Raw genomic sequence first — 22,917 nt, forward strand, 5'->3', positions numbered from 1 at the left:
GATGATTTCAGGTGTGAAGTAATTCTTTTTTTATAAACTTAAGATTTTCTTAAGAAATATATTAAGTATTTCTTATATTTTGATCTGTATATTGAAAATAGAAAATGTTTCTTTAACAATTGGAGGGGAATTGATTATGACAGTAAATAAGGGATATATTCTATTAACAGATACTGGTTCATTACTAACAAAATTCATAAAGCTATATACGAAAAAACCATATAATCATGCTTCTATTGCTTTTGATTCTAAACTATTAGACGTTTATAGTTTTGGCAGGAAATCTGCTAGGAACCCCTTTATCGGCGGATTTGTAAAAGAAGATATGAAGTCGTACTTGTTTGATAAAGCAAATTGTGTAATCTACTCTTTTGAAGTAACCGAGATTCAATTTGAAATGATGAAAAGGTATATACAAGATATTGATGCACAAAAGCAAAAGTATCGCTACAACTTTTTAGGACTTTTCGGTTTTATATTAAATAAGCCCATTAAAAGAAAAAAGGCATTCTTCTGTTCCCAGTTTGTTGCATCTGTTCTAAAGGAAGGGAACATTATTGCTTTTGAAAAACCACTATCCCTGATTGCACCAAATGACTTCCAGCAAATTTCTAACTTTCAATTGGTGTATCAAGGAAAACTAAATGATTATACTAATAAAAATGTTCGTGAAAAGGATCGTTTTCTTTACCAACTTCGTACTATTGGTGCGTAACATAATTATTTTTATTTGAAGTAAAGAAGAAAAGGAGAATATTCGTGGAACAGCAAATAGACATTTTAGTCGTTGAAGATGATAATGATATAAATCAATTGCTATGCAGAATAATTAAAAAAAGTAATTATTCCCCACAGCCTGCCTATTCCGGAACGGAAGCACTGATTTATTTAGAAAAACAGAAGTGGGATTTAATTCTGCTTGATTTAATGCTTCCAGGTTTGACAGGGGAAGAGATTCTTGCAAAAGTCACCTCGAAAGGCTCTGCTCCAGTCATTATTATTTCCGCTAAAAATGAACAGCAGACAAAAGTTGATAGTTTACGAACTGGAGCAGATGATTTTATTTCAAAGCCCTTTGATGTGGAAGAAGTATCGGCACGTATTGATTCACTGTTAAGAAGATACAGACTAAGCAAGGAAACTCCTATGAGAGAACAGCTAACCCATAAGGATATTCAAATGGATGTAGAAGCGAAAGCAGTTGTTGTAAATGGTACAAAGCTCACATTGACCGCCCGTGAGCATGCAATATTAGCCATTCTCATGTCATCCCCCAAAAAAATCTTCTCAAAATCAAATCTATTTGCAGCTGTATGGAATGAACCTTTCCTCGGTGATGACAATACAGTGAATGTTCACATGAGTAATTTAAGGAACAAACTCAGCAAGGCAAATCCAAATGAAGAATATATAGAAACCATATGGGGTATGGGTTATCGCCTTAAATCTTAAGGTTTTCTTAAGGTTCGACTTAAGGTTTTCTTACAATTTAACTCCTATACTAAATGAAGAGCAAAGGAGGATAAAAATGTGAGTGAATACATTTTAAGAACCAATAAACTTTCAAAAAGATATAAAAATGATTTTGCTATTGAAAATATTAACGTCACGATCAAAAAAGGTGAAATTTATGGTTTCATTGGTCAGAATGGGGCAGGTAAATCAACATTGTTACGGTTAGTAACAGGGCTTACCTTCCCAACAAGCGGATCAATCGAACTATTTGGAAACGATAACCCCCAAGAGTTAACAGATGTACAGAAAAGAATGGGGGCAATCATAGAAACCCCTGCACTATTTCTCAATATGACTCCCCATGAAAATTTGGAAGTTCATCGATTGCAAATAGGGATTCCTGGTAAAGACTGTATCGATAAAACACTTGAGCTTGTAGGTCTTACGGATACAGGAAAGAAAAAAGTGAAAAACTTCTCACTTGGTATGAAGCAAAGACTCGGACTAGCTATTGCCTTATTGAGTGACCCAGAGTTCATCATTCTAGATGAGCCAACAAATGGTTTGGATCCAATAGGAATCGCCTGGTTGAGGAAATTAATAAAAAAATTAAATCGTGAAAAAGGACTTACCGTTTTAATATCAAGCCATATATTAAGTGAACTCCATCAACTCGCAACTAAATTTGGCATCATCCACAAAGGGAATCTGCTAGAAGAACTCTCGTCAAATGAGCTGGATGGAAAATGCAGACAACATTTGCGAATCAAAGTGGATGAGCCAGCTAGAGGAGCAACTGTACTTGAAAAAAAACTATTCACTGCCGATTTTGAGGTTATGCAAGATGGAATGATTAAACTTTACAGTAATGTAGATGATGTGAGAAAAGTTTCACGAGCACTAACAAACAATGGCCTTGTGATTGAACATCTCTCACAAACGGGTGATAGCCTCGAAAGTTACTTTTCAAAGCTTTTAAAAGGTGTAGAGCATGACGAATTTAATTAAGGCAGAAATATATAAATTATCACGGAATAAAACATTTTGTGTATTAATTGTAAGCGTTATAGGTTTAAGTACATTGTTACATTGCCTAATTTTAATGGACTGGTGGCTATTATCAGGCACTGAGTTTGATAAGGCTGGGTTAAGCGAATTCAATGCTTTATCACCATTTACAATCCCATTATTCTTTAACTTAATAGTCAGTACGTTGGCTGGTTTTTATATCTCGACTGAGTTTTCACATAGTGGTGTAATCAAAAATCAAATGCTGAGCGGTAATAAAAGAAAGAATATTTTTATGGCAAAGTTTCTTGTTTTTACACTTGGAGCTTTCATTGTTACGATCCTGATTCCGTTAGTAACTGCTATTATTATCGCCATTTTATTTGGACAAGGGGAGATATTAAACCTTACTAATCTAATATATATAGGAAGAGCATATGGTTTATTTGCTCTGCAATTTTTGAGTTTTACAGCGATCGTAGTATTGATTGCTATTACAACAGAAGATAGCGGGAAAACGATAATTTTTACTCTTTTACTAACCATTGTCATGTTTGCAGTCGAAAAACTAATTACTGCGCCTTTTATCAACATGCTGTATGAGAATACGTTCTTTTACCAATTTAGTGCAGTATTCAAACATACGATGACAAGTGGTGATATCATAAAATCTATTTTCATTGGGGTCGTATCATTGATTATTATCCTTTTATGTGGAGTGTTTATGATCAATCGGAAAGAAATCAAATAATTTTTAAGTTAGTAGGTGAGAGCATTGATGTATGCAGTAATCATTCTATCTTTTATGACAGTATTATTGCTCTCTCGTTTATCCGCTTTAAAAAAAGAAGTGAAAAAGATCAGCAAACAGCTGCACTTTTATAACAGTCGAAAAACAAACAAAAAAATTGATATGGCACTTATTGATAAAGATATCGAAAACCTGGGATTAGAAATTAATAAACTGATTGATTTGTACGTAACAGAGAATAGAAAAAGAGTACGTTTTGAAGATGAACATAAACAGGCAGTTGCAAACATGTCACATGATTTGAGAACACCATTAACGTCAATATTAGGATATATCCAAATGGCTGAAGCGGAAGATGTGAGTGATGATGAAAAGAATGAATTACTATCGATTGCAAATAACCGAGCAAAAAGACTGGAAACCTTGTTAAGGGAATTCTTTGAGCTGAGCGTCATTGAATCCTCGGATCATCAGCTGAAATCTGAAAGAATCAATCTCAAGGAGATTACAATTGATGTATTAATGAGTTTTTATGACCGTTTTAACGAAAAAAATATGGAACCAATCATAAACATGCCTGAAACGGATGTATTCATTATCTCTGATGATTCATCAGTAAAGAGAGTTATTGAAAATTTATTGTCCAATACGATTACCCATTCAAATGGAAATATTATCATTAGCCTTGAGGAAAAAAATTCAAAGGCAAGACTAATGGTGCAAAATGATGCACATTCATTAACGGAAGAAGATGTTAATCGAATGTTTGACCGATTTTATATGGCAGATCAATCTCGTTCGGGTAGAAGTACCGGTTTAGGGCTGTCAATTGTGAAAAGTTTTATGGAAAAAATGGATGGGACGATTTCAGGGCATCTAAATGATGGACAATTATCTATCATTTGTGAATGGAGAGCAGTGGAAAATAAATATTTATAGTTTCTTTAAGTGGGGTATAAGATATGCCAAAAAAACTTAGCACTATTTTTCTCATGTTCATTTTTTTAATGCACACAGTATCCCTTCATTTAACAGTCCATGCTGAAGAGTCGCTTGATACTGATGATATTGATGAATTTGTTACTAAATATATCAAGCGAAACGGACTGCCTGGTGCAGCCGTTGTAGTTGTAAAAGATGGAAAACTAGTATACGAAAAGGGATATGGTCATGATTCTGAAGGAGAACCATTGACAGAAAGGTCACTCATGAGACTCGCATCTGGTTCAAAACCATTTACAGCATTTGCTGTATTACAACTTGTTGATGAAGGGAAAATCCAGCTTGATGACCAGGCATGTAAATATGTACCAGAAGTGAAGCTTGATGATTCTAGATGGGAACAAGTAACCATCCGTCAATTATTAAACCATACATCAGGTGTACCCAATCCAATAATTGTGCCTCCAGCGAATAACTTAAAAACGGGGGTAGACCGTTTACATGATTGGAGACTTCAATCAAAGCCTGGAGAAAAATACGCTTATAGTAATGCTAATTATTGGATTCTAGCTCGATTAGTGGAAGAAATAAGTGGAATGGATTTCTCACAATATCTTAAGCAAAAAGTATTCTCACCATTAGGAATGAGTGACTCACTCACAACTGTAAACTCTGGAGATTTTGTACAAGGGCTGCCCAAAGGATATGTAACAGCATATGGAACGGCAATACCTTGGACAGAACTTGAAGAGATGAATATGGGGGCAGGGTCACTAATATCAACTGCAGCAGATATGGGAAAATGGCTTTCTATGCACACGAACGATGGAAAAAATAAGTTAGGAGAACAATTATTATCAAAAGAATTATTGGAAGAATCCTATTCACCGCAACTTAGCAGCAAAAAAAGCGGACTTGGTTGGTCGTTAAGTTCACCGAAAGTTAAACCAGCACGTATTTCTCATAGCGGGGCAGTATCTTCGTATCAAACTCAACAAGACATTATTCCAAGCAGTGGATATGCCATTGCAGTTTTACTAAATAGCTTTACCCCTACTTTAGAACACGCTTATGAGATTAGTTCAGGTATTATCAAATTGACCGATGGACAAGAACCTAAATTAAAAGCTCCGGTACCTAAAATAATAGACTTAACACTTGGGATTATCACGTTGATTTACTTGCTTTTAGGCATCAGAGGAATACTGCGCAGCAGAAAATGGTCAGATAAACGTAAACAACATCCTATATGGAGGTTTATCCTGCGGCTAACTCCTCAACTGATTCCAGCATTATTAATCGGATGGTTGTTCTTTATTGTTCCAACGTTACAAGATAACAGTTCGACCACGATTGATGCGTTCGGTCTTTACCCAGCGGCTATGATCTTATTGGCAATCCTTTTCATTATTGGATTGGTTCTTACATGTTTAAGAATCTATTATCGAATAAGGATAAGCAGGTTTTAAAGATTTTAAAGAATTACACATAAATAAGAAACGCATGGATGTATATAATTATCCATGCGTTTCTTAGCGTTAGCTATTTCTCATTTTGTATATTATTTTTCAGATAATACTTTCGTAAGAACAGGGACAATTTGTTTCTTACGGGATACAACGCCTCTTAAAAGAGCACTGTTGTTCTCAAGTGTTACATTGTAAGCCTCTTCTACTGCTTTTGTTTCGTTACCAATAGCGATAACAACGGAATCACTGTTAAGGATATCTGTAAGAACAAAAAGGAATAAATCTAATCCTTTCTTATTTACTGCATCAGAAAGAATCGATTCAAGTTCATCTTTACGGCTTAACACATCATTTAAATCAATCGCATTCACTTGAGCAATCTCCGTTTTGTAGCTGCCCATTTGAAATTCCTTTGCATCAAGAGAAATGAGCTCTTCAAGCGTTTTGTCGCTAAGGTCAGCACCCGCTTTTAGCATTGCTAATCCGTACTCTTCTGCATTCACACCAGCAATTTCTGCAAGCTCACGTGCAGCAGCTACGTCTTCTTCTGTACAAGTTGGTGATTTGAAAAGAAGGGAATCAGAGATGATTGCAGATAGCATTAATCCAGCAGTATCTTTACTAATTTCCACTCCATTTTCTTTATACATTTTTTTTAAAATCGTTGCTGTACAGCCAACTGGTTCTGCACGGTAATATAATGGATCACTTGTCTCGAAGTTTGCGATGCGATGATGGTCAATGACTTCAAGAATTTTCACATCACGGATATCATCTGCGCTTTGCTGGAATTCATTATGATCCACAAGAATGACTTCACTAACTTCACTGGAAACTGCCTCAATGAAACGAGGTGCTTCTTTTTTGAAGTATTCTAAAGCGTAGTTTGTTTCTCCATTTATTTGTCCTAAGCGAATAGGCTCTGCCTCAATGCCTAGTTTTGTTTTTAATTCTGCATAAGCAATAGCTGAACAAATGGAATCTGTGTCGGGGTTTTTATGACCGAATACAAATACTTTTGACATAATCCGTCTCCTTGATTAAATAGAATAGGGCAAAAAAGCCTGTAGTTATTTTACCATATATACAGGACTAGAAAAAATCAACTTTAATTATTCTTGTAGAAAACTTTGCTGACAGACAATTTACTTTTTACATATAAAATAGAGGGGAAGTACGAGCTGTTGAAGAAAGAATAAATGAATAACTAAGGAGGAGAAGAGATGGGAAGTATTGCCGTTATTTCAGATATTCATGGAAACTTAACTGCACTAGAGGCAGTATTAGAAAATATTAATAATCGTGGAATACATACAATCTTTTGCTTGGGTGATTTAATTGGTAAGGGACCAAATTCACAAAGATCGGTCGAGCGGATTAGAGAAGTATGTGATGTTGTAATCTTAGGGAATTGGGATGACTTTATTCAAAAGCCAGTCGAGTTTGAAGAGGTTAAGTGGCATCAGGATCAGTTAAGCGAAGATTCTTTGGCCTATCTAGGAACGCTTCCCTTTCACTATGATTTTTATATGAGCGGCAAGTATGTTCGGCTCTATCATGCTTCTGCGAAAAGTATATACCATAGGGTCGTACCAATGCGAGATTCGTATGAGGAAAAACTCGCCATGTTCGAAAATACAGAGTGGATCCTCGGGAATAAAGAGGGAAAAGTCCCTGATGTCATTGGATACGGGGACATTCATGCTGCATTAATTGAGCCCGTTCATCCATATAAAACATTGTTTAATTGCGGAAGTGTCGGGAACTCACTTGATATTCCACAAGCTACATATGCCATCTTGCATGGAGAATACTTATCAGCTGCACCTGCTCCTTTCTCAATTGAAATTGTTCGTGTTCCTTATGATGTTGAGAAGGAACTAATGATTGCGAAAGAAATGGGTTTGCCGAATTGGGAAGCTTATGCATTTGAGCTGCGCGAAGCTAAATATCGCGGTGCCTTTAAGTCAAAGAAATAAGAAAACCCGCGTATTGGCTAGTCCAATATTCGGGCATCTCTTATACTCGATTAATCTTCGGAGGGATGCGATCATCCTTCAGGCTCTTGTCATTAATTTTCGGCTCTAAGTGATGAATGAAATTATTAATATTTGAGCGATGGAGAAAAATTAGCAATAAAAGAAAGATAGAAAATATGAGTTCATATTCGAGACCTGGTGTAAAAAATGAGTAAAATAATAAGGTTAGTCCCACAGTAAGGGAGCCGTAAAAAACATACTTAGTAACAAATATAACAAAAATAAAAGCAAGATAAGCGGCTAAAAACATCCAGATGTTCGTCACAAGCAGGACACCTGCAGTTGTCGCGATGGCTTTTCCGCCGCGAAAGCCTGCAAAGATTGGAAAGCAATGACCGACAACAGCGATAAGTCCTGGCAATAGAGGGTCAATATCTACTTCCAGCAAAACAGGCAATGAGGCAGCAAGTACCCCTTTGCTGACATCAACTAACAGGACGACGATGGCAGCTTTTCTTCCAAGTACCCTTAATGTGTTTGTTGCGCCTGGATTGTTGCTTCCATGTTCACGAATATCTATATTAAATGCATACTTGCCAACAAGAAGCGCTGTGGGGATGGAACCAACTAAATATGCGATTAGAAAAAGTACTAGAGTCATCCTATCATCCTTTTTTAGAGTAAGTATATTAATTTTTGAAATGGGAATTGACTAGCGCAAGCGTCCTATCGCCTATCAAACTTCAGGCCACTTCCCTGCGATAAGTCAACATAGGCTCGCTCACGCTCACCGTGTTTTCTTTATCGAAAGGAAGTGCCCCTCCAGTTTGTACGGCGATGTACAAGGCGCTTGCGCTTTTCTATAATTAGCTTCATTCTACCATGTTGTGGGTGAAGTGGGTGCAATTATTAAAATTAGAAGTATAATAGAAAGTAAATATAAGTATTTGAGGTGTGCTTATGTTAATAGCCATTATTTTAGTTATTATTTTGACGGCACTTGCAGGTATATTCACCATTGTGTTTATGAAAAAAGGGGATGAGAATTATGAAAGCTCCTCAAAAAGAAATACAACCAATCTTTCTTTAATATATATTATTGTGACCATCCTTTCATTCATTGCATTAGGTTTTTATATTTGGTTTAATTGAAGTGTGAAAAAGGTAAAGATAACTGCGAATAATGTATGATAGAAACGCTTAGGAATATTTAATCTTCCGGGCGTTTTTTACTGTTTGAAAGAACTGCGCAAAAAAAAATAATAAAAAAATTATTTTCAGTGTAGGGATACTGTCTCTTTTCTTCGTCTATTAGGGTGGAAGCTATAAGAAAGGGGGGGAGAGAGATTAGCGACCAAGTTCTTATCCAAAAAGTGAAGAGCGGCAATGACCATGCCTTTCGCTTACTGGTTGAAAAGTATCGCAATGATTTGTTCCGGACAATTTTTGCTGTATTAAGAGATCAGAAAGAAGCGGAAGATGCCGCACAAGAAGTGTTTTTAAAGATCTATACCTCTCTCCCCCAATATGAGGATCAAGGCTTTATAACATGGATAACAAGAATTGCCGTAAATCACGCAATTGATGTGAAAAGAAAACGTGATCGAAGACAGGAAGATACACTGGAAATAGTAGAGTATGATTTTCAGGAAAGCCAAAGTGAAAGTGTGGAAGCTGAAATCATTAATAAGGAAAGGCGGACTCTTGTACGCAAAAAGATAAATGAGCTGCCTGCCAATTATCGTCATGTGATCTATGATTTTTATATAGCTGAAAAAAGCTATCAGCAAATGGCTGAGGAGCAGAATGTTGGAATTAAGACAATAGAGATGAAGCTTTACCGTGCACGTCTATGGATGAAAAAGCATTGGAAGGAGGACGACTTTTCGTGATGCATTATTCAGAGCAAGAGTGGATGAAATATGTGAAGAATGAGTTGGATAAAGATGTCCGGGAGGAGTATGAGAATCATCTTTATAGCTGTGACCAATGTTTGGAAAGTTATCTTATGGCGGTAGAAGCGGAGGAAGCAGAGTTACCGATGATTTCTAATGAGGCTGATTTTACAAATCTGGTTATGGCTCAAATTGCAGATGCAAAGATGGAGACATCGCAAAAGCCGCAGATAGGAAAAAGGAAAAAGCCGATCTACCAATCAGCTTTATTCCATTATGCAATTGCAGCAGCAGTGACCATTCTATTAATGACTACAGGAGTATTCCAGTCAATTACACAATATGCTGAAAATGTGCAGAATCCTAATATTCAGGAAGAACCATCTATGACACAAGGTCTTGTTGAGAAAACTTTTGCATGGATGGATTCCTTAGAAATGAAAAATAAGGAGGCAGGCAGATAACGATGAAAAATCCAATTATAGCTTTTTTATTGGCATTTTTCCCTGGAGGAGGACTGCTCTATTTAGGGAAAATTCTGAGAGGTTTTGCTTATATGTTTGGGGAGTTTTTCCTCATTGCTATTTTCTTTATGGCGATAACAAGTTGGGTAGGAGATCCCGCATTTATTATTGTATTGCTAGGGGTTGTCCTCTACATTATTAACTTAGTTGATACAGGTATCACCGCATCAAAACTTTTTCAACATAAAAAAGTGCTTGCAGAATCTAGTGTTGCACCAGCGAATGATTTTGAGTATGAACGATTTCGCACACTGCTTTTATCATTTATTCCAGGGATTGGACATTTCCAATTGGGTTTACTGAATCGCGGGATAACATTACTGACTGCGTTCCTCGGTTTAGGCGTTATGGTGCTATTTGTCACGGCACTAACTTCTCGTGGCGAATTTTTAGTATTTTTAGCAATCCTGCCTGTGATTTGGGTGTATGGCTTCTTCGATGCAATGCAGCAATTGAATCGCAAGCAGCAAGGGGAAACACTTGTTGACCGTACGATTCTTGATGATTTTGAAACTCGAAGAGAGGATGGAAAGAAAAGCAAATCCATAGCAACCTTCTTATCTATTTTCCCGGGAGCAGGCCATCTTTATCTGGGACTGCAGCGCCGTGGGATCCAATTGATGGCTGCATTTTTATTTTCAATTTATATATTGGATGTTTTGCGTTTGGGAATCTTCTTGTTCCTAATTCCGATCATATGGTTTTATAGCTTCTTTGATGGGCTGCAAAAGGCTTCTAAATACGGTGATGAGCCGATGGAAGATGCACCGATTATTTCTTATTTTATTAATCAGCAGAAGTGGATTGGCATCGGGCTTGTGCTGCTTGGATTATATTATTTAACGACAAGTATTTTGCTGCCAGTGATTTCTCCCATGCTTTATGACATGATTAATATTGATATCAGGTATTGGTTTGATCGCTACTTCCAAACAGGTGTTGTTTGTATTCTCTTAATTGGAGGGGGCTTAAAGCTTCTATTTGGCAAGCGGGAGAAGGATGTTGAATTGCAGGATGAGTAGAGTTATGGATTTGAATTATAAATATAGAAAGGCGGGATTTTAATGAGGACATGGCGTGTCGGGACGTTTTCTATGGGGGCTTCGCTCCTTTTTCTCGGTATATTTCTTCTGTTATCTCAATTTTTCAGTATGGACCTTATGCACGTAATGATATCCTGGTGGCCAATCATATTGGTTGTTCTCGGGATTGAAATATTACTGTTCTTATTTCTATCAAGGCAAGAGAAGCCATTTTTAAAATATGATTTTCTAAGCATATTCTTTGTTGGGATACTCGGTACAATTGGTATTGGCTTTGCAATACTTAGTTCAACAGGTATTATGGATAAGATGGATGATGTGCTAAATCGGGAAGAGAGAACGATGGATTTGCCAGCATTAGAAAAGCAGCTGAGCAAAGGAGTCCAAAGAGTAGTGATAGATACTGGTCATTATCCATTAACAATTGAAGGCACACCAACTAAAGAAGTTACGATGTTTGGTACGTATAGAGCTTTATTAGGGAAGAAAGAAAAGTTATTATCTAATGCAGAAGAGTATGTATCGATTCAGGAGAAAGGCGATACTCTTTATGTAAAGGTAAAGGGATTGCCAAGTGAAACGGCTGGACCATTTGATAGATACGCAGAAATGTCTGCCACACTTCTCATTCCGAATGATGTAAAGCTTGAAGTAAATGGGAATGATAATATAATCACCCTCAAGCCGCGTACGCTTACAAGCGACTGGACCATCGATCAAGCTTCCAACTTGTCTGTTCAGCTTCAGAACAGCAGTGATGTGAAAGTGACAGCAACTGGTGTACAAGAATTTGAAGGCAATCGTGAAATGTGGAAGATGACAGAAGAAAAGCAGGGTGAGCATCCATATGAAGAACCTGTCATTAAGCTTGCGACATTCCAAACGGGCAAAGGTAATCATAGCCTTACAATAACGAATAGCTATCAGTTGAGTTTTAGTACAGTTGATTAATAAAAAATAGAGGTGTACCCGGATTAAGATTCGGGTATTTTTCTGTCTAGTACATGTGGGCTACCCTGGACGTACTAGTGTCGACAATGCGACCGGCCGTCACGCTTTTGTTGTTCTCGAGGTCATAAGTCAATCCTCCCAGAAAGGTAAAGAACACCTTTCTGAGAGGCTCGCTTTGTGCTATGCCTGCGGAAGATCAAGGCGCTTCCACATTTCTAAAGTGAATGGATAGAAGGATTTAGGGTATAATTCTCTTTATGGTTAAATAGCATAAAAATTGATAAGTTCAATCTATTTCGTTATGATGTTAAATGATGGGAAAACGGAAATGAAGAAAAACATTAAGATGAGTAATAGGATGATGGGCGATGAAAAGAGCAAGAATAATTTATAATCCAACTTCAGGCAGAGAACTATTTAAAAAACATTTGCCCGAGGTTTTGCAAAGATTAGAGGTCGCGGGATATGAAGCTTCTTGTCATGCAACTACATGTGAAGGAGATGCAACAGAGGCAGCTCGTGTTGCGGTAGAACGCAGGTACGATCTTGTGATTGCAGCAGGTGGAGACGGGACGATAAATGAGGTCGTCAATGGACTTGCTGAACAAGAATATCGTCCGAAGCTTGGAATTATTCCTACTGGAACAACAAACGACTTTGCGAGAGCTCTTCATATACCTAGGGATGTTGTAGCAGCCACAGAAATTATTGTTCAGGGAGACACGATTCCTGTTGATATTGGACGTATTAATGATAAATACTTTATTAATATTGCTGGCGGCGGCCGGCTGACAGAATTAACATACGAAGTGCCAAGCAAGCTGAAAACGATGATCGGTCAGCTCGCCTACTATTTAAAGGGAATTGAAATGCTTCCATCCATCCGTTCGACAGAAGTAAGCATTGAATATGATGGAAAGCTATTTGAAGGAGAGGCGATGCTTTTCCTCGTTGGCTTAACAAACTCTGTCGGCGGTTTTGAAAAACTAGCACCTGATTCATCGATCAATGATGGGCTATTCTCTTTACTAATATTGAAAAAGACAAACCTTGCCGATTTTATTCGTATAGCTACATTAGCGATTCGCGGAGAGCATGTAAATGATCCGCATGTTATCTACACCCAGGCAAACCGGATCAAAGTACATTCGAACGAAAAGGTTCAGCTCAACTTGGATGGTGAATTTGGCGGACTGCTGCCTGCGGAATTTGTAAATCTGTACAGGCATTTAAATGTATTTGTTCCAATAAATAAAATTCGTGAACAAGATTTACCTGATGAATGGAGAAAAGAAGAGGCTCGCTCCGAGTAGGAGCGGGCTTTTCATTTGGAATAGGAACAATTCGTTTTATCTGAGGGATATTGTAAGAAGGCACTGTTATAACTGAATGTTGACTTTACAGTACTTGAGAAATAAACGGAGAAATTCCGTCTAAATCGGGAAATATCCATATTTCCATAAAAATAAAGGGAGTTTTTCCGGTTATAATCCCAAAATCTTTGGATTTTGTCTAAATTTGGGCAGTTAACCGGAATATCTCCGCTTAAATCTGCTTCTTAAGCTTCTTCTCTATAAATAGCCGGAAAATCTCCGCTTAAAAATGCTCGTATATGAAAAATAACAGAGCTTTAAAAAAGTTTTTTGCGAATTTCCCATAAATTCATTGTTGTTTGCAAAAGGTCGACACTTTTTAGCGAATTAAAAAATATATATGCAAATAGTAAAATGCTTCTCGAAAAGATAATGTTTTTAACGGCATTTCGTATTCCTGCCCAATTTATGATACACTTTCTCTAGTCATTCATCAGTAAAGGAAGAAAATAATGAATAAAACAGTACCCGTTCAAAAAAATGATTATATAGATGTTGTATTTGAAGATCTAACTCATGAAGGTGCCGGTGTTGCGAAGGTTGACGGCTATCCATTATTCGTACCAAATGGCCTGCCAGGAGAAAAAGCAAAGATTAAAGTCATTAAGGCAAATAAAGGCTATGGATTTGGACGGCTCATTGAAATGTACAAAGAAAGCCCTTATCGTGTGGAGGCTGCATGTCCTATTTACAAAGAATGCGGAGGCTGCCAGCTCCAGCATTTAAGCTATGACGGGCAGCTCAAAGCGAAGGAAAAGCAAGTAAGAGATGTTCTTACCCGCATTGGCAAGCTTGAAAATGTAAAGGTTCATCAAGTGCTTGGCATGCAGGATCCATGGCGCTACCGCAACAAAGCACAAGTACCTGTTGGTGAGCATGAAGGCGGATTAATCGGCGGATTTTACCAGCAGCGCACCCATCAAATAATTGACATGAAGGAATGCATCATTCAACAGGAAAAAAATGATGAGGTCGTACAAGCGGTAAAGGAAATTTGCAGCCGCTACGGTGTCCGGGCTTATGATGAGGTCAGGAATAAGGGCGACCTGCGCCATATTATGACCCGCTACGGACTTGTTACAGGAGAAGTAATGATCGTCCTAGTTACAAGAACAAAGGATTTACCAAATAAAAATAAGATTATCGAAGACATTATTTCCCGTATTCAAGGGGTTAAGTCAATTTGCCAAAACGTCAATTCGAAAAAAACAAATGTTATCTTTGGTGAAGAAACGAAAGTCCTTTGGGGAGAAGAAGTCATTTACGATTTCATTGGGGACATAAAATTTGCTATTTCTGCACGGTCTTTCTATCAGGTCAATCCAGAACAGACAAAAGTATTATACGAAAAAGCATTAGAATACGCTGACCTAAACGGAGAAGAAAACGTCATCGATGCCTACTGCGGAATCGGCACAATATCCCTATTCCTCGCCCAAAAAGCAAAAAAGGTATTTGGTGTCGAAATTGTTCCAGAAGCTATTGAGGATGCAAAAAGAAATGCAGACCTCAACGGTATTACAAATGCTGACTTTGCTGTCGGAGAAGCGGAAACCGTTATTCCTAAATGGTACAGCGAAGGCAATAGTGCAGACGTATTAGTTGTTGACCCACCGAGAAAAGGCTGTGATGAAGCCCTGCTGCAAACGATTATTGATATGAAGCCTAAGAAGGTTGTTTATGTCAGCTGTAATCCGGGAACATTAGCAAGAGATTTGCGGATATTGGAAGATGGCGGGTATCAAACAATTGAGGTACAGCCGGTGGATATGTTTCCGATGACGATGCACGTCGAGTGCGTAGCACAACTCATTTTAAAGAGTTGCTAAGTTTCGCAGGATATGAAATTAAGTAAAATCCAATAAAAAGGAGATTTCCATTTCACTTCATGGAAGTCTCCTTTTTATTCGAGTAAAACTTTAAGGCTCTATTTTTGTAAAATGAAAAAGCAGGTGGCTTTCTTTTTCTGTTAGAGTCTTGGAGGTCTAACTTTAGAACCTTCAGTTATATTATTTAAATCTAGGTCAGTTAAATGAGTAAGCAGATCACGTATTTCTTCTAGATTAGGAATGGGAATTCCTAGTTTTTCAAGATGTGAGATAGCTTCATCATTTGTCAAGGCACCGGTCATTGCCTTTTCCAAAATTTCTTTTGCTTTTGCCCTTGTTTCTGCATTCATATTCGCGAAGGTTTCGGATCCTTTTGCTTGTTTAGGAAGGGTGATTCTTTGTTTTCTTATTTCCAAAGCTTCCTCTGATGTCAACTTATTCGTTTTTAATTCTTCAGTGATGGCTTCTAATTTTTCCTTTATAACTGGATCCAAATTAGCTAGAAATACATCTCTATCCACTTCTTCAGGGAAAGTAATTTTGAGTGCTTTAATCTCATCCTTAATCTTTTGAATACTTTCTTGCGTAATAGTATCTGTTACATCATTTGCAGGCTGCTTCACATTATCGTTCTCCTGAGTAGTCATTGCAAATGTCGATGCGCCCATCCCGCCTACAATCCCAACTGATAATATCCCTGTCAGGACAGAACCAATTAACCTCTTTTTTTTCATCGTATCATCCTCCTTTTATTATAATTAGGTCTTTTTCACTTTCTTAAAACTATGGAGCATAGGAACATCCTAGTGAAAAACATAACCATCCTTATTTGTATTCATGGCTATTAGAAAAAATTTGCTCTTCAATGATCGTTTTTCGGAAATCCATTTTTTCTAGTTTGTCATGTATTTGGTTAGATCTCTTCCTTTTCTTAATAAAGAATATATCGTTTATTTTAACGAACTTTTTATAAAAACACAACTAATACTCTGTAGAAATAAGCCTTTCCTACTATATGCCACTTCTTTGTTCTCAATTAAGAAAAAATATTCGATTTATTGTTTTTATTTTCTGAATATTACTGTATAATTCGATTAAATGAAACGAATTTACGTTCATTTCATTTTTTTTGGCCATGATGTTCTTTTTAAAGAACAACGAAGGTCATATGGTAATTAAAATGCAGGAAAATTAAAAAACAAAGGAGGTCGAAAACTTTTGTATAAATCTTTTCACTAAAGCCGAGAGAACAGCAACGAGCAATTATTCATTCATTAACTAGAGAGAATGAAATAGATTCTAATTCTTAGGTAAGTGAATAGATTAATAGTGTCCGTTATAACGGAAAAGAGGAGAAGGGGGAAGTGAATTGAGGAAAAGAAAGTTTATGAAATTATTTAGTAGTATTCTAGCTTTAATAATGGTGTTATCACTAGCATTGCCTGTATCAGCGATGGAAATGGAACCTGAAGCAGAAACAAATGTGCAGAAGGAATTTAAGCAACAGCAACAGAACGAAAGAAACATGCTGCTAAAAGCAGCGATTGCAGAGCAGCTAGAGGCAACTGAAGGTTTACCAAAGCTGCATAAAGATTTAGAGGATAAATCAGGTGCTGAGCAGATTCCAGTTATCATCCACCTATCTGAAAATCCGGTAGCATTAGAAAAAGGGATTGAAGAGCTAAAAGGGAAAACATTATCAAATTCACAGATTTCACAAATCAGAAGTAAAATAATCAGACAGCAAGCAGATGTAGACAGAGCAATGAGAGTGAAGGGCATCTCTTTCGAAAAAGGATTTGCTTATGATACTGTTCTTAATGGCTTTGCTGCCAAAGTAAAAGCGGATGACCTAAAAAAACTATTGGAAATTACAGGTATCACATTAGTAGAACCAGATGCAATCGTTCATGCATTAGATGATAAGAAGCCAGTGGATTCATCATCAGACCTTGAAAAAGTAGTAGATTACGAGACAAAGATGAACACAAGCATCCCTTTCTTAGGAATTGAGAAGATTTGGGATAAGGGATACAAAGGAAAGGGAGTTAAGGTAGCTGTACTTGATACAGGGATTGATCCGGACCACCCTGAATTCCAAGGAATCTACAAGGGCGGAAAGAACTTTATTCCAAACAGTTCTACCTATGCTCGTGAACGCACAGATGACGATGCACGTGAAACGTCACCGAAGGAACGTCCAGCTAGCCAGCCAGAATTCAATGCAGATGGAAGATCCTTCTACACGGACCACGGCACACATGTTGCAGGGACTATTGCGGCTATTGGTGCCAATGAATACGGAATTGGCGGCATCGCGCCTGAAGTTGATCTTTATGCTTACCGTGTACTTGGTGCATACGGAAGTGGAGCAACATCAGGAATTATCTCAGCTGTTGAGCATGCGGTTAATGAAAAAATGGATGTGATTAACCTCTCTCTTGGCGGAGGCAGCAACTCAGAAAATGACAGTTTATCATACGCGATAAACAATGCTATGATGGCAGGCGTGATCTCGGTTATCTCATCTGGTAACTCAGGTCCAAATCGTGGAACAGTATCAACTCCTGGAACATCACGTCTTGGAATTGTAGTCGGTAACACGACTAATCCAGAAACACAACATAACGGATTAGTTACAATCAATGTAGGTGACGATTACAACTACACGAAACAATTGAAATTTATGGGAACAAAGTTTGGCCAGGATCTTGCTGAGCAGTTGGATGGCGAGTATGAGCTTGTTGCTGTACCCAATGTTGGCGCTGTATCTGACTATGATGGAATTGATGTAAATGGGAAAGTTGCCCTTATCGCACGTGGAAGTCTTGCATTCGTTGATAAAATTGCCAACGCGAAGGCAAACGGTGCCATTGCAGCAATTATCCACAACTTCTCAGGTGGAACAAATGCACCAGATGTATCAAACGTATTTTTGGGCGATTCATTTGCCTTCATTCCAACGATTGATATGTCAGTAACGGATGGAACAGCAATCCGTGATGCATTGAAAAATGGCAATGGAAAAGTTACATTTGGAAACTATGGTTCGGAAAAGTCCCTAGGTGACGATGTGAATGATTCTAGTTCACGTGGCCCATCTACACCGAACTTCGATATAAAACCAGATGTAACAGCTCCAGGAACAAACATTATGTCCTCTGTGCCAGCTTATAAATGGGACTTCCCTGAAGCTAGCTACGAAGAATCCTATGATCGTTTCACAGGAACATCTATGGCAGCACCTCATATCGCTGGAATTGCCGCACTCGTCAAACAAGCAAATCCAGATTGGAATGCCTTTGATGTAAAGGTTGCGATCTCAAATACAGCAAAACTTCTTAACACTAGTAAATATGACGTCTTCACTCAAGGAGCGGGCCGTGTAGATGCATATGCAGCTGCATTCCCAAGCGTGCTTGCATATGCTGAAGATGAAGCAGTACTTGATGGATCCGGTGAAATTGTACCGAATATTAAAGGAACAGTCACATTTGGTCCGCAAAAACTGGACAAGGATATTTCAGTCACGAAGCAAATTCGTGTGAAAGATCTTAATGGAGCGGGTGGAAGCTTCAATGTAACTGTAGACGTAACAAAGTCATTTGCTGATGCAAATATCACAATTGACAATCCATCCTTTACATTAGCTCCAAATGGAGAACAGTTATTAAACGTCACATTAACAGCATCGGAAAATAACGCTGCTAAAGCTGGGGATGAAATTTTAGGCTATATCCATATTAACGGTGGACAAAACCATGTTTCCTTACCATTTGCCGCTGACTTCGGCGGAGTGCCAGCAACTCAAATTAAGGACATGCGAATCACTGAAACAGATCTTTCCTTTAATGGAGACGGTGTGAAAGATTCGGCTATGCTTTACTTCACCATTACAGGCGATGTTTTAACTAACTATATTGAACTTTGGGATATTCAAAACCCTGAGGGCGGGGAATATGGCGATGGCTATATTGGATACTTGCATGCTAGCAATTCCTTAGGCGCAGGCTCTTATCAATTAGCAATCAACGGACAATACCGACCTTGGGGTGGAACTGGACCAGAAAATATCCCTGATGGTCTTTATACAATTGACTATACTGCACAGGCAGTATCAGGAAACACAATCAGTGATTATGTTGGACCAGTTGTTGTAAAAACGACAAAGCCTGAAATTGAGGGTAAGGTAGCAGAGAATAAATTGACTGGCCAAGTAACAGATAAGTACATTGATTACAATGATGTTCTTAAGCAATACGGGCTTCATTACGACCTAAATACAAAGCTTAAGGCTTCTTATGTCATCACAAAGGATGGGACTGCGGGCACTGCAGTACCAGTAACACTAAACCAAGACGGTACATTTGAAATCGAACTAACTGAGGATGCAGATACAGTGACAGTACAAGTGGAAGATGCTTCAGGAAATAAAGGCAGTGCAGATTTCGCTGTAGAAAATGCAGCTGAAATTAGTCTATCAGTAGATAAATCAGATGTAACCATTGAAAAAGGCAAAACTGCAACAGTAAAAGTAACACAAACAACGAAAGATGGCGACCAATCAACAGATGAAGATGTAACAGCTAAAGCTACCTACACAGTGGCAGATGAAGCAATTGCATCAGCGGAAGCAGGTGTCATTACTGCAAAAGCTGCTGGCAAAACAACTGTTACCATTTCCTATGGCAAAAACGAAGTGAAAGTAGCCGTTACTGTCGTTGATGAAGAACCAGAGCCGGAAATTAGCCTATCGGTCGATCAATCAGCAGTAACGATCGAAGAAGGCAAAACTGCAGCAATTAAAGTGACCCAAACATCGAAGGTTGGCGACGAAACAACTGAAGAAGATGTAACAGCTAAAGCTACCTACACAGTAGCAGATGAAACAATTGCAACAGCAGAAGCTGGAGTTATTACGGCGAAGGCTGCTGGTGAAACAACTGTTACAATTACTTACGGTGAAAACTCCGTAACGGTAGCTGTAAAAGTGGTTAAAGGAGAGCCTGAGCCAGAAAAGGAAACTAGCTTGAAACTAGAAAATATAATAGAAACAGATAAAGGATCATTTGTATACATTGAAAAGGGAAAAACACACGAAGTAAAGGCTACAGAAATTACAACAATCGGTGATCAAGTAACAGAAGAAGATGTAACAGCCAAAGCTACTTATAAAGTAGCAGACGAAAAGTTTGCGACGGTTAAGGAAGGTGTAATCACTGCTAAGGCTGCAGGGCGTACAGAAATGACCGTCACATATGGTGAGAACACAGTGACGATTTGGGTTGTCGTTGCTGATTATGAGGGTGGACCAAGACCTATACCGGGACAAAAGTAACTACAAGTTTTGTGTTAATCGTAAAATTGAAAAAATATTAAATAACAAGGAAGAAGAGTCAGCATTCTCATGCTGGCTCTTCTTCTATTTTATATATATCTTTGGGTCTTATTTCACCATAAAGCAAACGAGTATACATGGTTCACTGCTATTATTCATGCACCAATGCTCTTCACCAGCAGGAATCAGCGTTGCATCTCCAGCCTTTTCCACACTGTATTCACCATTACAATAGGTTTCGATTTCCCCACTGAAAATATATGAATACTCATCCTCATCATGACAACTCATACCCTTAGCAGGAATTCGTTCACCGGGTGAAAGAGAAATGACACTCATGTTCACTTCTTGAAAATTCCCCTGTTTTGTAAAAAGTTTCTTCATTTCATACAGTGGCATGCCAGTTGGCTCTACTTGATTAACATTGATTTTTTCCATTTCATTTCCCACCTATTCTTTTTGGAGTTTTGGATCTAGGAAGTCTCGAAGTCCATCACCAACAAAGTTAGCACCTATAGAAATTGTGAAAATAGCTAAACCAGGGAAGGTGGAAACCCACCAATTTTGAATAACCTTTGCCCCATCTGATACCATTGAACCCCACTCAGGTGTTGGCGGCTGTGTTCCTAATCCAAGGAAGCTAAGTCCAGAAAACATCAAGATTGCATTCCCAAGGTCAAGCGTAGCCATAACTAATAATGGACCAAAGCTATTTGGTAAAATTTCTAAAAATAGAATTCGAATATGAGAAGCACCCATCACACGAGAAGCAGTAACATACTCGCTTTCTTTTAAGGATATCACCATTGATCGCATCAATCTTGCATAATTGGGCCACCATATAATGGCCATTGCCAGTACTGAGTTTATGATACTTGGTCCAAGTGCGGCAGCAATTACCATTGCCAAAATTAGTGGTGGAAATGCCATAATGAGCTCTGAAAAACGCATCATTGCTTCGTCCACTTTCCCGCCTTTATATCCTGCTATTCCGCCAAAGAGGATACCAAAGGAAAAGGCACTTATCACTGTAATAATACCTGCTGTTAAAGAAATTCTAGAACCGTACATTACCCGTGAGAACACATCACGGCCCAGCTCGTCAGTTCCGAAGAAATGTGAAAAGCTTGGAGGCTGGTATCTAATAGATAGATCTTGTGCGGTTGTACTATGTGTAGCAATTAACGGTGCAAAAATGACAACAAGAATCCAAAATGTACAAATAATTAATCCAAATTTAAAAAGAAATCCTTTTTGAGTGATAAAAGATTTGAATGTTCTCATTATCTATACCTCACTCTCGGATCAATAATCCCATAAAGGATATCAATTAGTAGATTGATAACAACATATATAAAAGCAATTAATAATGAGACGCCGCATATAGCAGGGAAATCAAGTGAAACGGCAGAAAGATAAGCATATTGCCCGATTCCTGGCCAAGCAAAAATATTCTCGACAAGCACCATTCCACCTAGCAGATTACAAAATCCGATACCGGCTACTGTAATAACAGGTATCATTGAATTAGAAATTGCATGCCTAACGATTATCGCTGATTCTTTCAGCCCCTTTGATCTAGCTGTACGTATGTAGTCCATTGACATCACTTCAAGCAAATTAGATCTTGTTTGACGAGCAATTAATCCCATCGTAAAAAATCCTAGCACCGTCCCTGGTAGGATCAAGTGCATTGCAACATCAGCAAATAATTGAAAATCCCCACTAACAAGTGAATCTAGCAGCAGTAGACCTGTTCCTCCTTCTGGAGTTGATGATCTTGCATCAATTCGACCTGGACCTGGTGTAATGCCTAAGACCGAGGAGAAGATATTGAGCGAAATTAAAGCAAACCAAAAACTTGGTATGGAAACCCCGCTAATAGAAACAGTACGAATGATATGATCAATAGGTTTGTTTCGGAATATAGCAGAAATTATTCCAAATAAAATCCCAAGGACTAAGGCAATTATCATAGCTACTACAGATAGTTCAAATGTTGCTGGGAAGAATTGCATTAAATCATCCAACACAGGTCTGCCAGTTCGAATAGAGGTACCTAAATCACCAGTCAATAAGTGTTGGAAGTACAAAATTAACTGGCTAAATAGAGATCGGTCAAGTCCCCACTTTTCTTTAAAAGCAGCAACAATTTCAGGATTATTCATTGCACTTTGGCTCAAATTTGCTGCAACTGGATCACTAGGCACTAAATGCGAAAGAATAAAAACGAAAAGTGCTACACCAAATAATAAGAAAAGCAGAAACAATAGACGTCTACCAATAAATCTAAGCAATACGGATCACGCCCCCAACAAAGAACAAGATTGCTTCTGAATAGCTATCGTGAGCAGTTGTCT

21 protein-coding genes are annotated in these 22,917 nt (G+C 38.1%); 15 read left to right on the forward strand and 6 right to left on the reverse strand.

From position 1 onward, the window contains the following. The first annotated feature begins 136 nt into the window (after positions 1 to 136). The 6 genes from C1726_RS09150 (at position 137) to C1726_RS09175 (ending at position 5,625) form a co-directional block, all read left to right on the forward strand. Complete coding sequence (locus C1726_RS09150; protein WP_102272846.1) at positions 137 to 715, forward strand: hypothetical protein; 579 nt, start codon at positions 137 to 139, stop codon at positions 713 to 715. 44 nt (positions 716 to 759) lie between these two features. Continuing rightward, complete coding sequence (locus tag C1726_RS09155) at positions 760 to 1,452, forward strand: response regulator transcription factor (RefSeq protein WP_102272847.1); 693 nt, start codon at positions 760 to 762, stop codon at positions 1,450 to 1,452. A 78-nt stretch (positions 1,453 to 1,530) separates the two neighbouring features. Beyond that, a complete protein-coding gene (locus C1726_RS09160) occupies positions 1,531 to 2,463 on the forward strand; it encodes an ABC transporter ATP-binding protein (protein WP_102272848.1) in 933 nt (310 codons plus the stop codon). Beyond that, complete coding sequence (locus C1726_RS09165) at positions 2,447 to 3,214, forward strand: ABC transporter permease (protein WP_102272849.1); 768 nt, start codon at positions 2,447 to 2,449, stop codon at positions 3,212 to 3,214. The genes C1726_RS09160 and C1726_RS09165 overlap by 17 nt, the downstream gene beginning before the upstream one ends. A 27-nt stretch (positions 3,215 to 3,241) precedes the next feature. Next, positions 3,242 to 4,153 carry a sensor histidine kinase gene (locus C1726_RS09170; RefSeq protein WP_102272850.1) on the forward strand — a complete coding sequence of 304 codons (912 nt, stop codon included), beginning with the start codon at positions 3,242 to 3,244 and terminating at the stop codon, positions 4,151 to 4,153. A gap of 23 nt (positions 4,154 to 4,176) precedes the next feature. After that, on the forward strand, positions 4,177 to 5,625 hold the full coding sequence (locus tag C1726_RS09175; RefSeq protein WP_102272851.1) for a serine hydrolase domain-containing protein: 1,449 nt from the start codon (positions 4,177 to 4,179) through the stop codon (positions 5,623 to 5,625). Between the two features lie 92 nt (positions 5,626 to 5,717). Here C1726_RS09175 and C1726_RS09180 read toward each other — a convergent pair whose 3' ends face one another. Continuing rightward, positions 5,718 to 6,650: a manganese-dependent inorganic pyrophosphatase gene (locus C1726_RS09180; protein ID WP_102272852.1), complete on the reverse strand. Its 933-nt coding sequence runs from the start codon at positions 6,648 to 6,650 to the stop codon at positions 5,718 to 5,720. Between the two features lie 198 nt (positions 6,651 to 6,848). On the opposite strand from C1726_RS09180, the gene C1726_RS09185 reads away from it, so the two are divergent. Continuing rightward, positions 6,849 to 7,604 carry a metallophosphoesterase family protein gene (locus tag C1726_RS09185; protein WP_102272853.1) on the forward strand — a complete coding sequence of 252 codons (756 nt, stop codon included), beginning with the start codon at positions 6,849 to 6,851 and terminating at the stop codon, positions 7,602 to 7,604. 40 nt (positions 7,605 to 7,644) lie between these two features. On the opposite strand, the gene plsY is transcribed toward C1726_RS09185, so the two are convergent. Continuing rightward, positions 7,645 to 8,265: a glycerol-3-phosphate 1-O-acyltransferase PlsY gene (plsY, locus tag C1726_RS09190; protein WP_102272854.1), complete on the reverse strand. Its 621-nt coding sequence runs from the start codon at positions 8,263 to 8,265 to the stop codon at positions 7,645 to 7,647. A gap of 299 nt (positions 8,266 to 8,564) precedes the next feature. Between plsY and C1726_RS09195 the strand changes: the two genes are divergently transcribed. From C1726_RS09195 to rlmD, 7 genes are all read left to right on the forward strand, one after another. Then, positions 8,565 to 8,756, forward strand: a complete 192-nt coding sequence (locus C1726_RS09195; RefSeq protein ID WP_102272855.1) for a hypothetical protein — start codon at positions 8,565 to 8,567, stop codon at positions 8,754 to 8,756. A 164-nt stretch (positions 8,757 to 8,920) separates the two neighbouring features. Next, positions 8,921 to 9,496: an RNA polymerase sigma factor gene (locus C1726_RS09200; RefSeq protein WP_102272856.1), complete on the forward strand. Its 576-nt coding sequence runs from the start codon at positions 8,921 to 8,923 to the stop codon at positions 9,494 to 9,496. After that, positions 9,496 to 9,963, forward strand: a complete 468-nt coding sequence (locus C1726_RS09205) for an anti-sigma factor (protein ID WP_235822760.1) — start codon at positions 9,496 to 9,498, stop codon at positions 9,961 to 9,963. The genes C1726_RS09200 and C1726_RS09205 overlap by 1 nt, the downstream gene beginning before the upstream one ends. Positions 9,964 to 9,965: 2 nt before the next feature. Continuing rightward, the gene (locus C1726_RS09210; RefSeq protein ID WP_102272858.1) at positions 9,966 to 11,045 is read left to right on the forward strand and encodes a hypothetical protein; all 1,080 of its coding nucleotides are present in this window, start codon (positions 9,966 to 9,968) and stop codon (positions 11,043 to 11,045) included. A gap of 42 nt (positions 11,046 to 11,087) precedes the next feature. Further along, the gene (locus tag C1726_RS09215) at positions 11,088 to 12,017 is read left to right on the forward strand and encodes a LiaI-LiaF-like domain-containing protein (protein ID WP_102272859.1); all 930 of its coding nucleotides are present in this window, start codon (positions 11,088 to 11,090) and stop codon (positions 12,015 to 12,017) included. Positions 12,018 to 12,385: 368 nt separating this feature from the next. Next, positions 12,386 to 13,330, forward strand: a complete 945-nt coding sequence (locus tag C1726_RS09220; RefSeq protein WP_102272860.1) for a diacylglycerol kinase — start codon at positions 12,386 to 12,388, stop codon at positions 13,328 to 13,330. 512 nt (positions 13,331 to 13,842) lie between these two features. Continuing rightward, on the forward strand, positions 13,843 to 15,219 hold the full coding sequence (gene rlmD / locus C1726_RS09225) for a 23S rRNA (uracil(1939)-C(5))-methyltransferase RlmD (RefSeq protein ID WP_102272861.1): 1,377 nt from the start codon (positions 13,843 to 13,845) through the stop codon (positions 15,217 to 15,219). 140 nt (positions 15,220 to 15,359) lie between these two features. Here rlmD and C1726_RS09230 read toward each other — a convergent pair whose 3' ends face one another. Beyond that, positions 15,360 to 15,953 carry a hypothetical protein gene (locus C1726_RS09230; protein ID WP_102272862.1) on the reverse strand — a complete coding sequence of 198 codons (594 nt, stop codon included), beginning with the start codon at positions 15,951 to 15,953 and terminating at the stop codon, positions 15,360 to 15,362. A 635-nt stretch (positions 15,954 to 16,588) separates the two neighbouring features. Between C1726_RS09230 and C1726_RS09235 the strand changes: the two genes are divergently transcribed. Then, complete coding sequence (locus C1726_RS09235) at positions 16,589 to 20,557, forward strand: S8 family serine peptidase (RefSeq protein WP_102272863.1); 3,969 nt, start codon at positions 16,589 to 16,591, stop codon at positions 20,555 to 20,557. A gap of 108 nt (positions 20,558 to 20,665) precedes the next feature. On the opposite strand, the gene C1726_RS09240 is transcribed toward C1726_RS09235, so the two are convergent. The 3 genes from C1726_RS09240 to C1726_RS09250 are packed head-to-tail and all read right to left on the reverse strand — an operon-like array spanning position 20,666 to position 22,854. Beyond that, positions 20,666 to 20,995: a cupin domain-containing protein gene (locus C1726_RS09240; protein ID WP_102272864.1), complete on the reverse strand. Its 330-nt coding sequence runs from the start codon at positions 20,993 to 20,995 to the stop codon at positions 20,666 to 20,668. Positions 20,996 to 21,007: 12 nt separating this feature from the next. Then, positions 21,008 to 21,841 carry an ABC transporter permease gene (locus C1726_RS09245; protein ID WP_102272865.1) on the reverse strand — a complete coding sequence of 278 codons (834 nt, stop codon included), beginning with the start codon at positions 21,839 to 21,841 and terminating at the stop codon, positions 21,008 to 21,010. After that, positions 21,841 to 22,854: an ABC transporter permease gene (locus C1726_RS09250; RefSeq protein ID WP_102272866.1), complete on the reverse strand. Its 1,014-nt coding sequence runs from the start codon at positions 22,852 to 22,854 to the stop codon at positions 21,841 to 21,843. Before C1726_RS09250 ends, C1726_RS09245 begins: the two co-directional genes overlap by 1 nt. Between the last annotated feature and the right edge of the window lie 63 nt (positions 22,855 to 22,917).

Source organism: Cytobacillus massiliigabonensis, from assembly GCF_900199725.1.
GTDB classification, from domain to species: domain Bacteria; phylum Bacillota; class Bacilli; order Bacillales; family Cytobacillaceae; genus Cytobacillus; species Cytobacillus massiliigabonensis.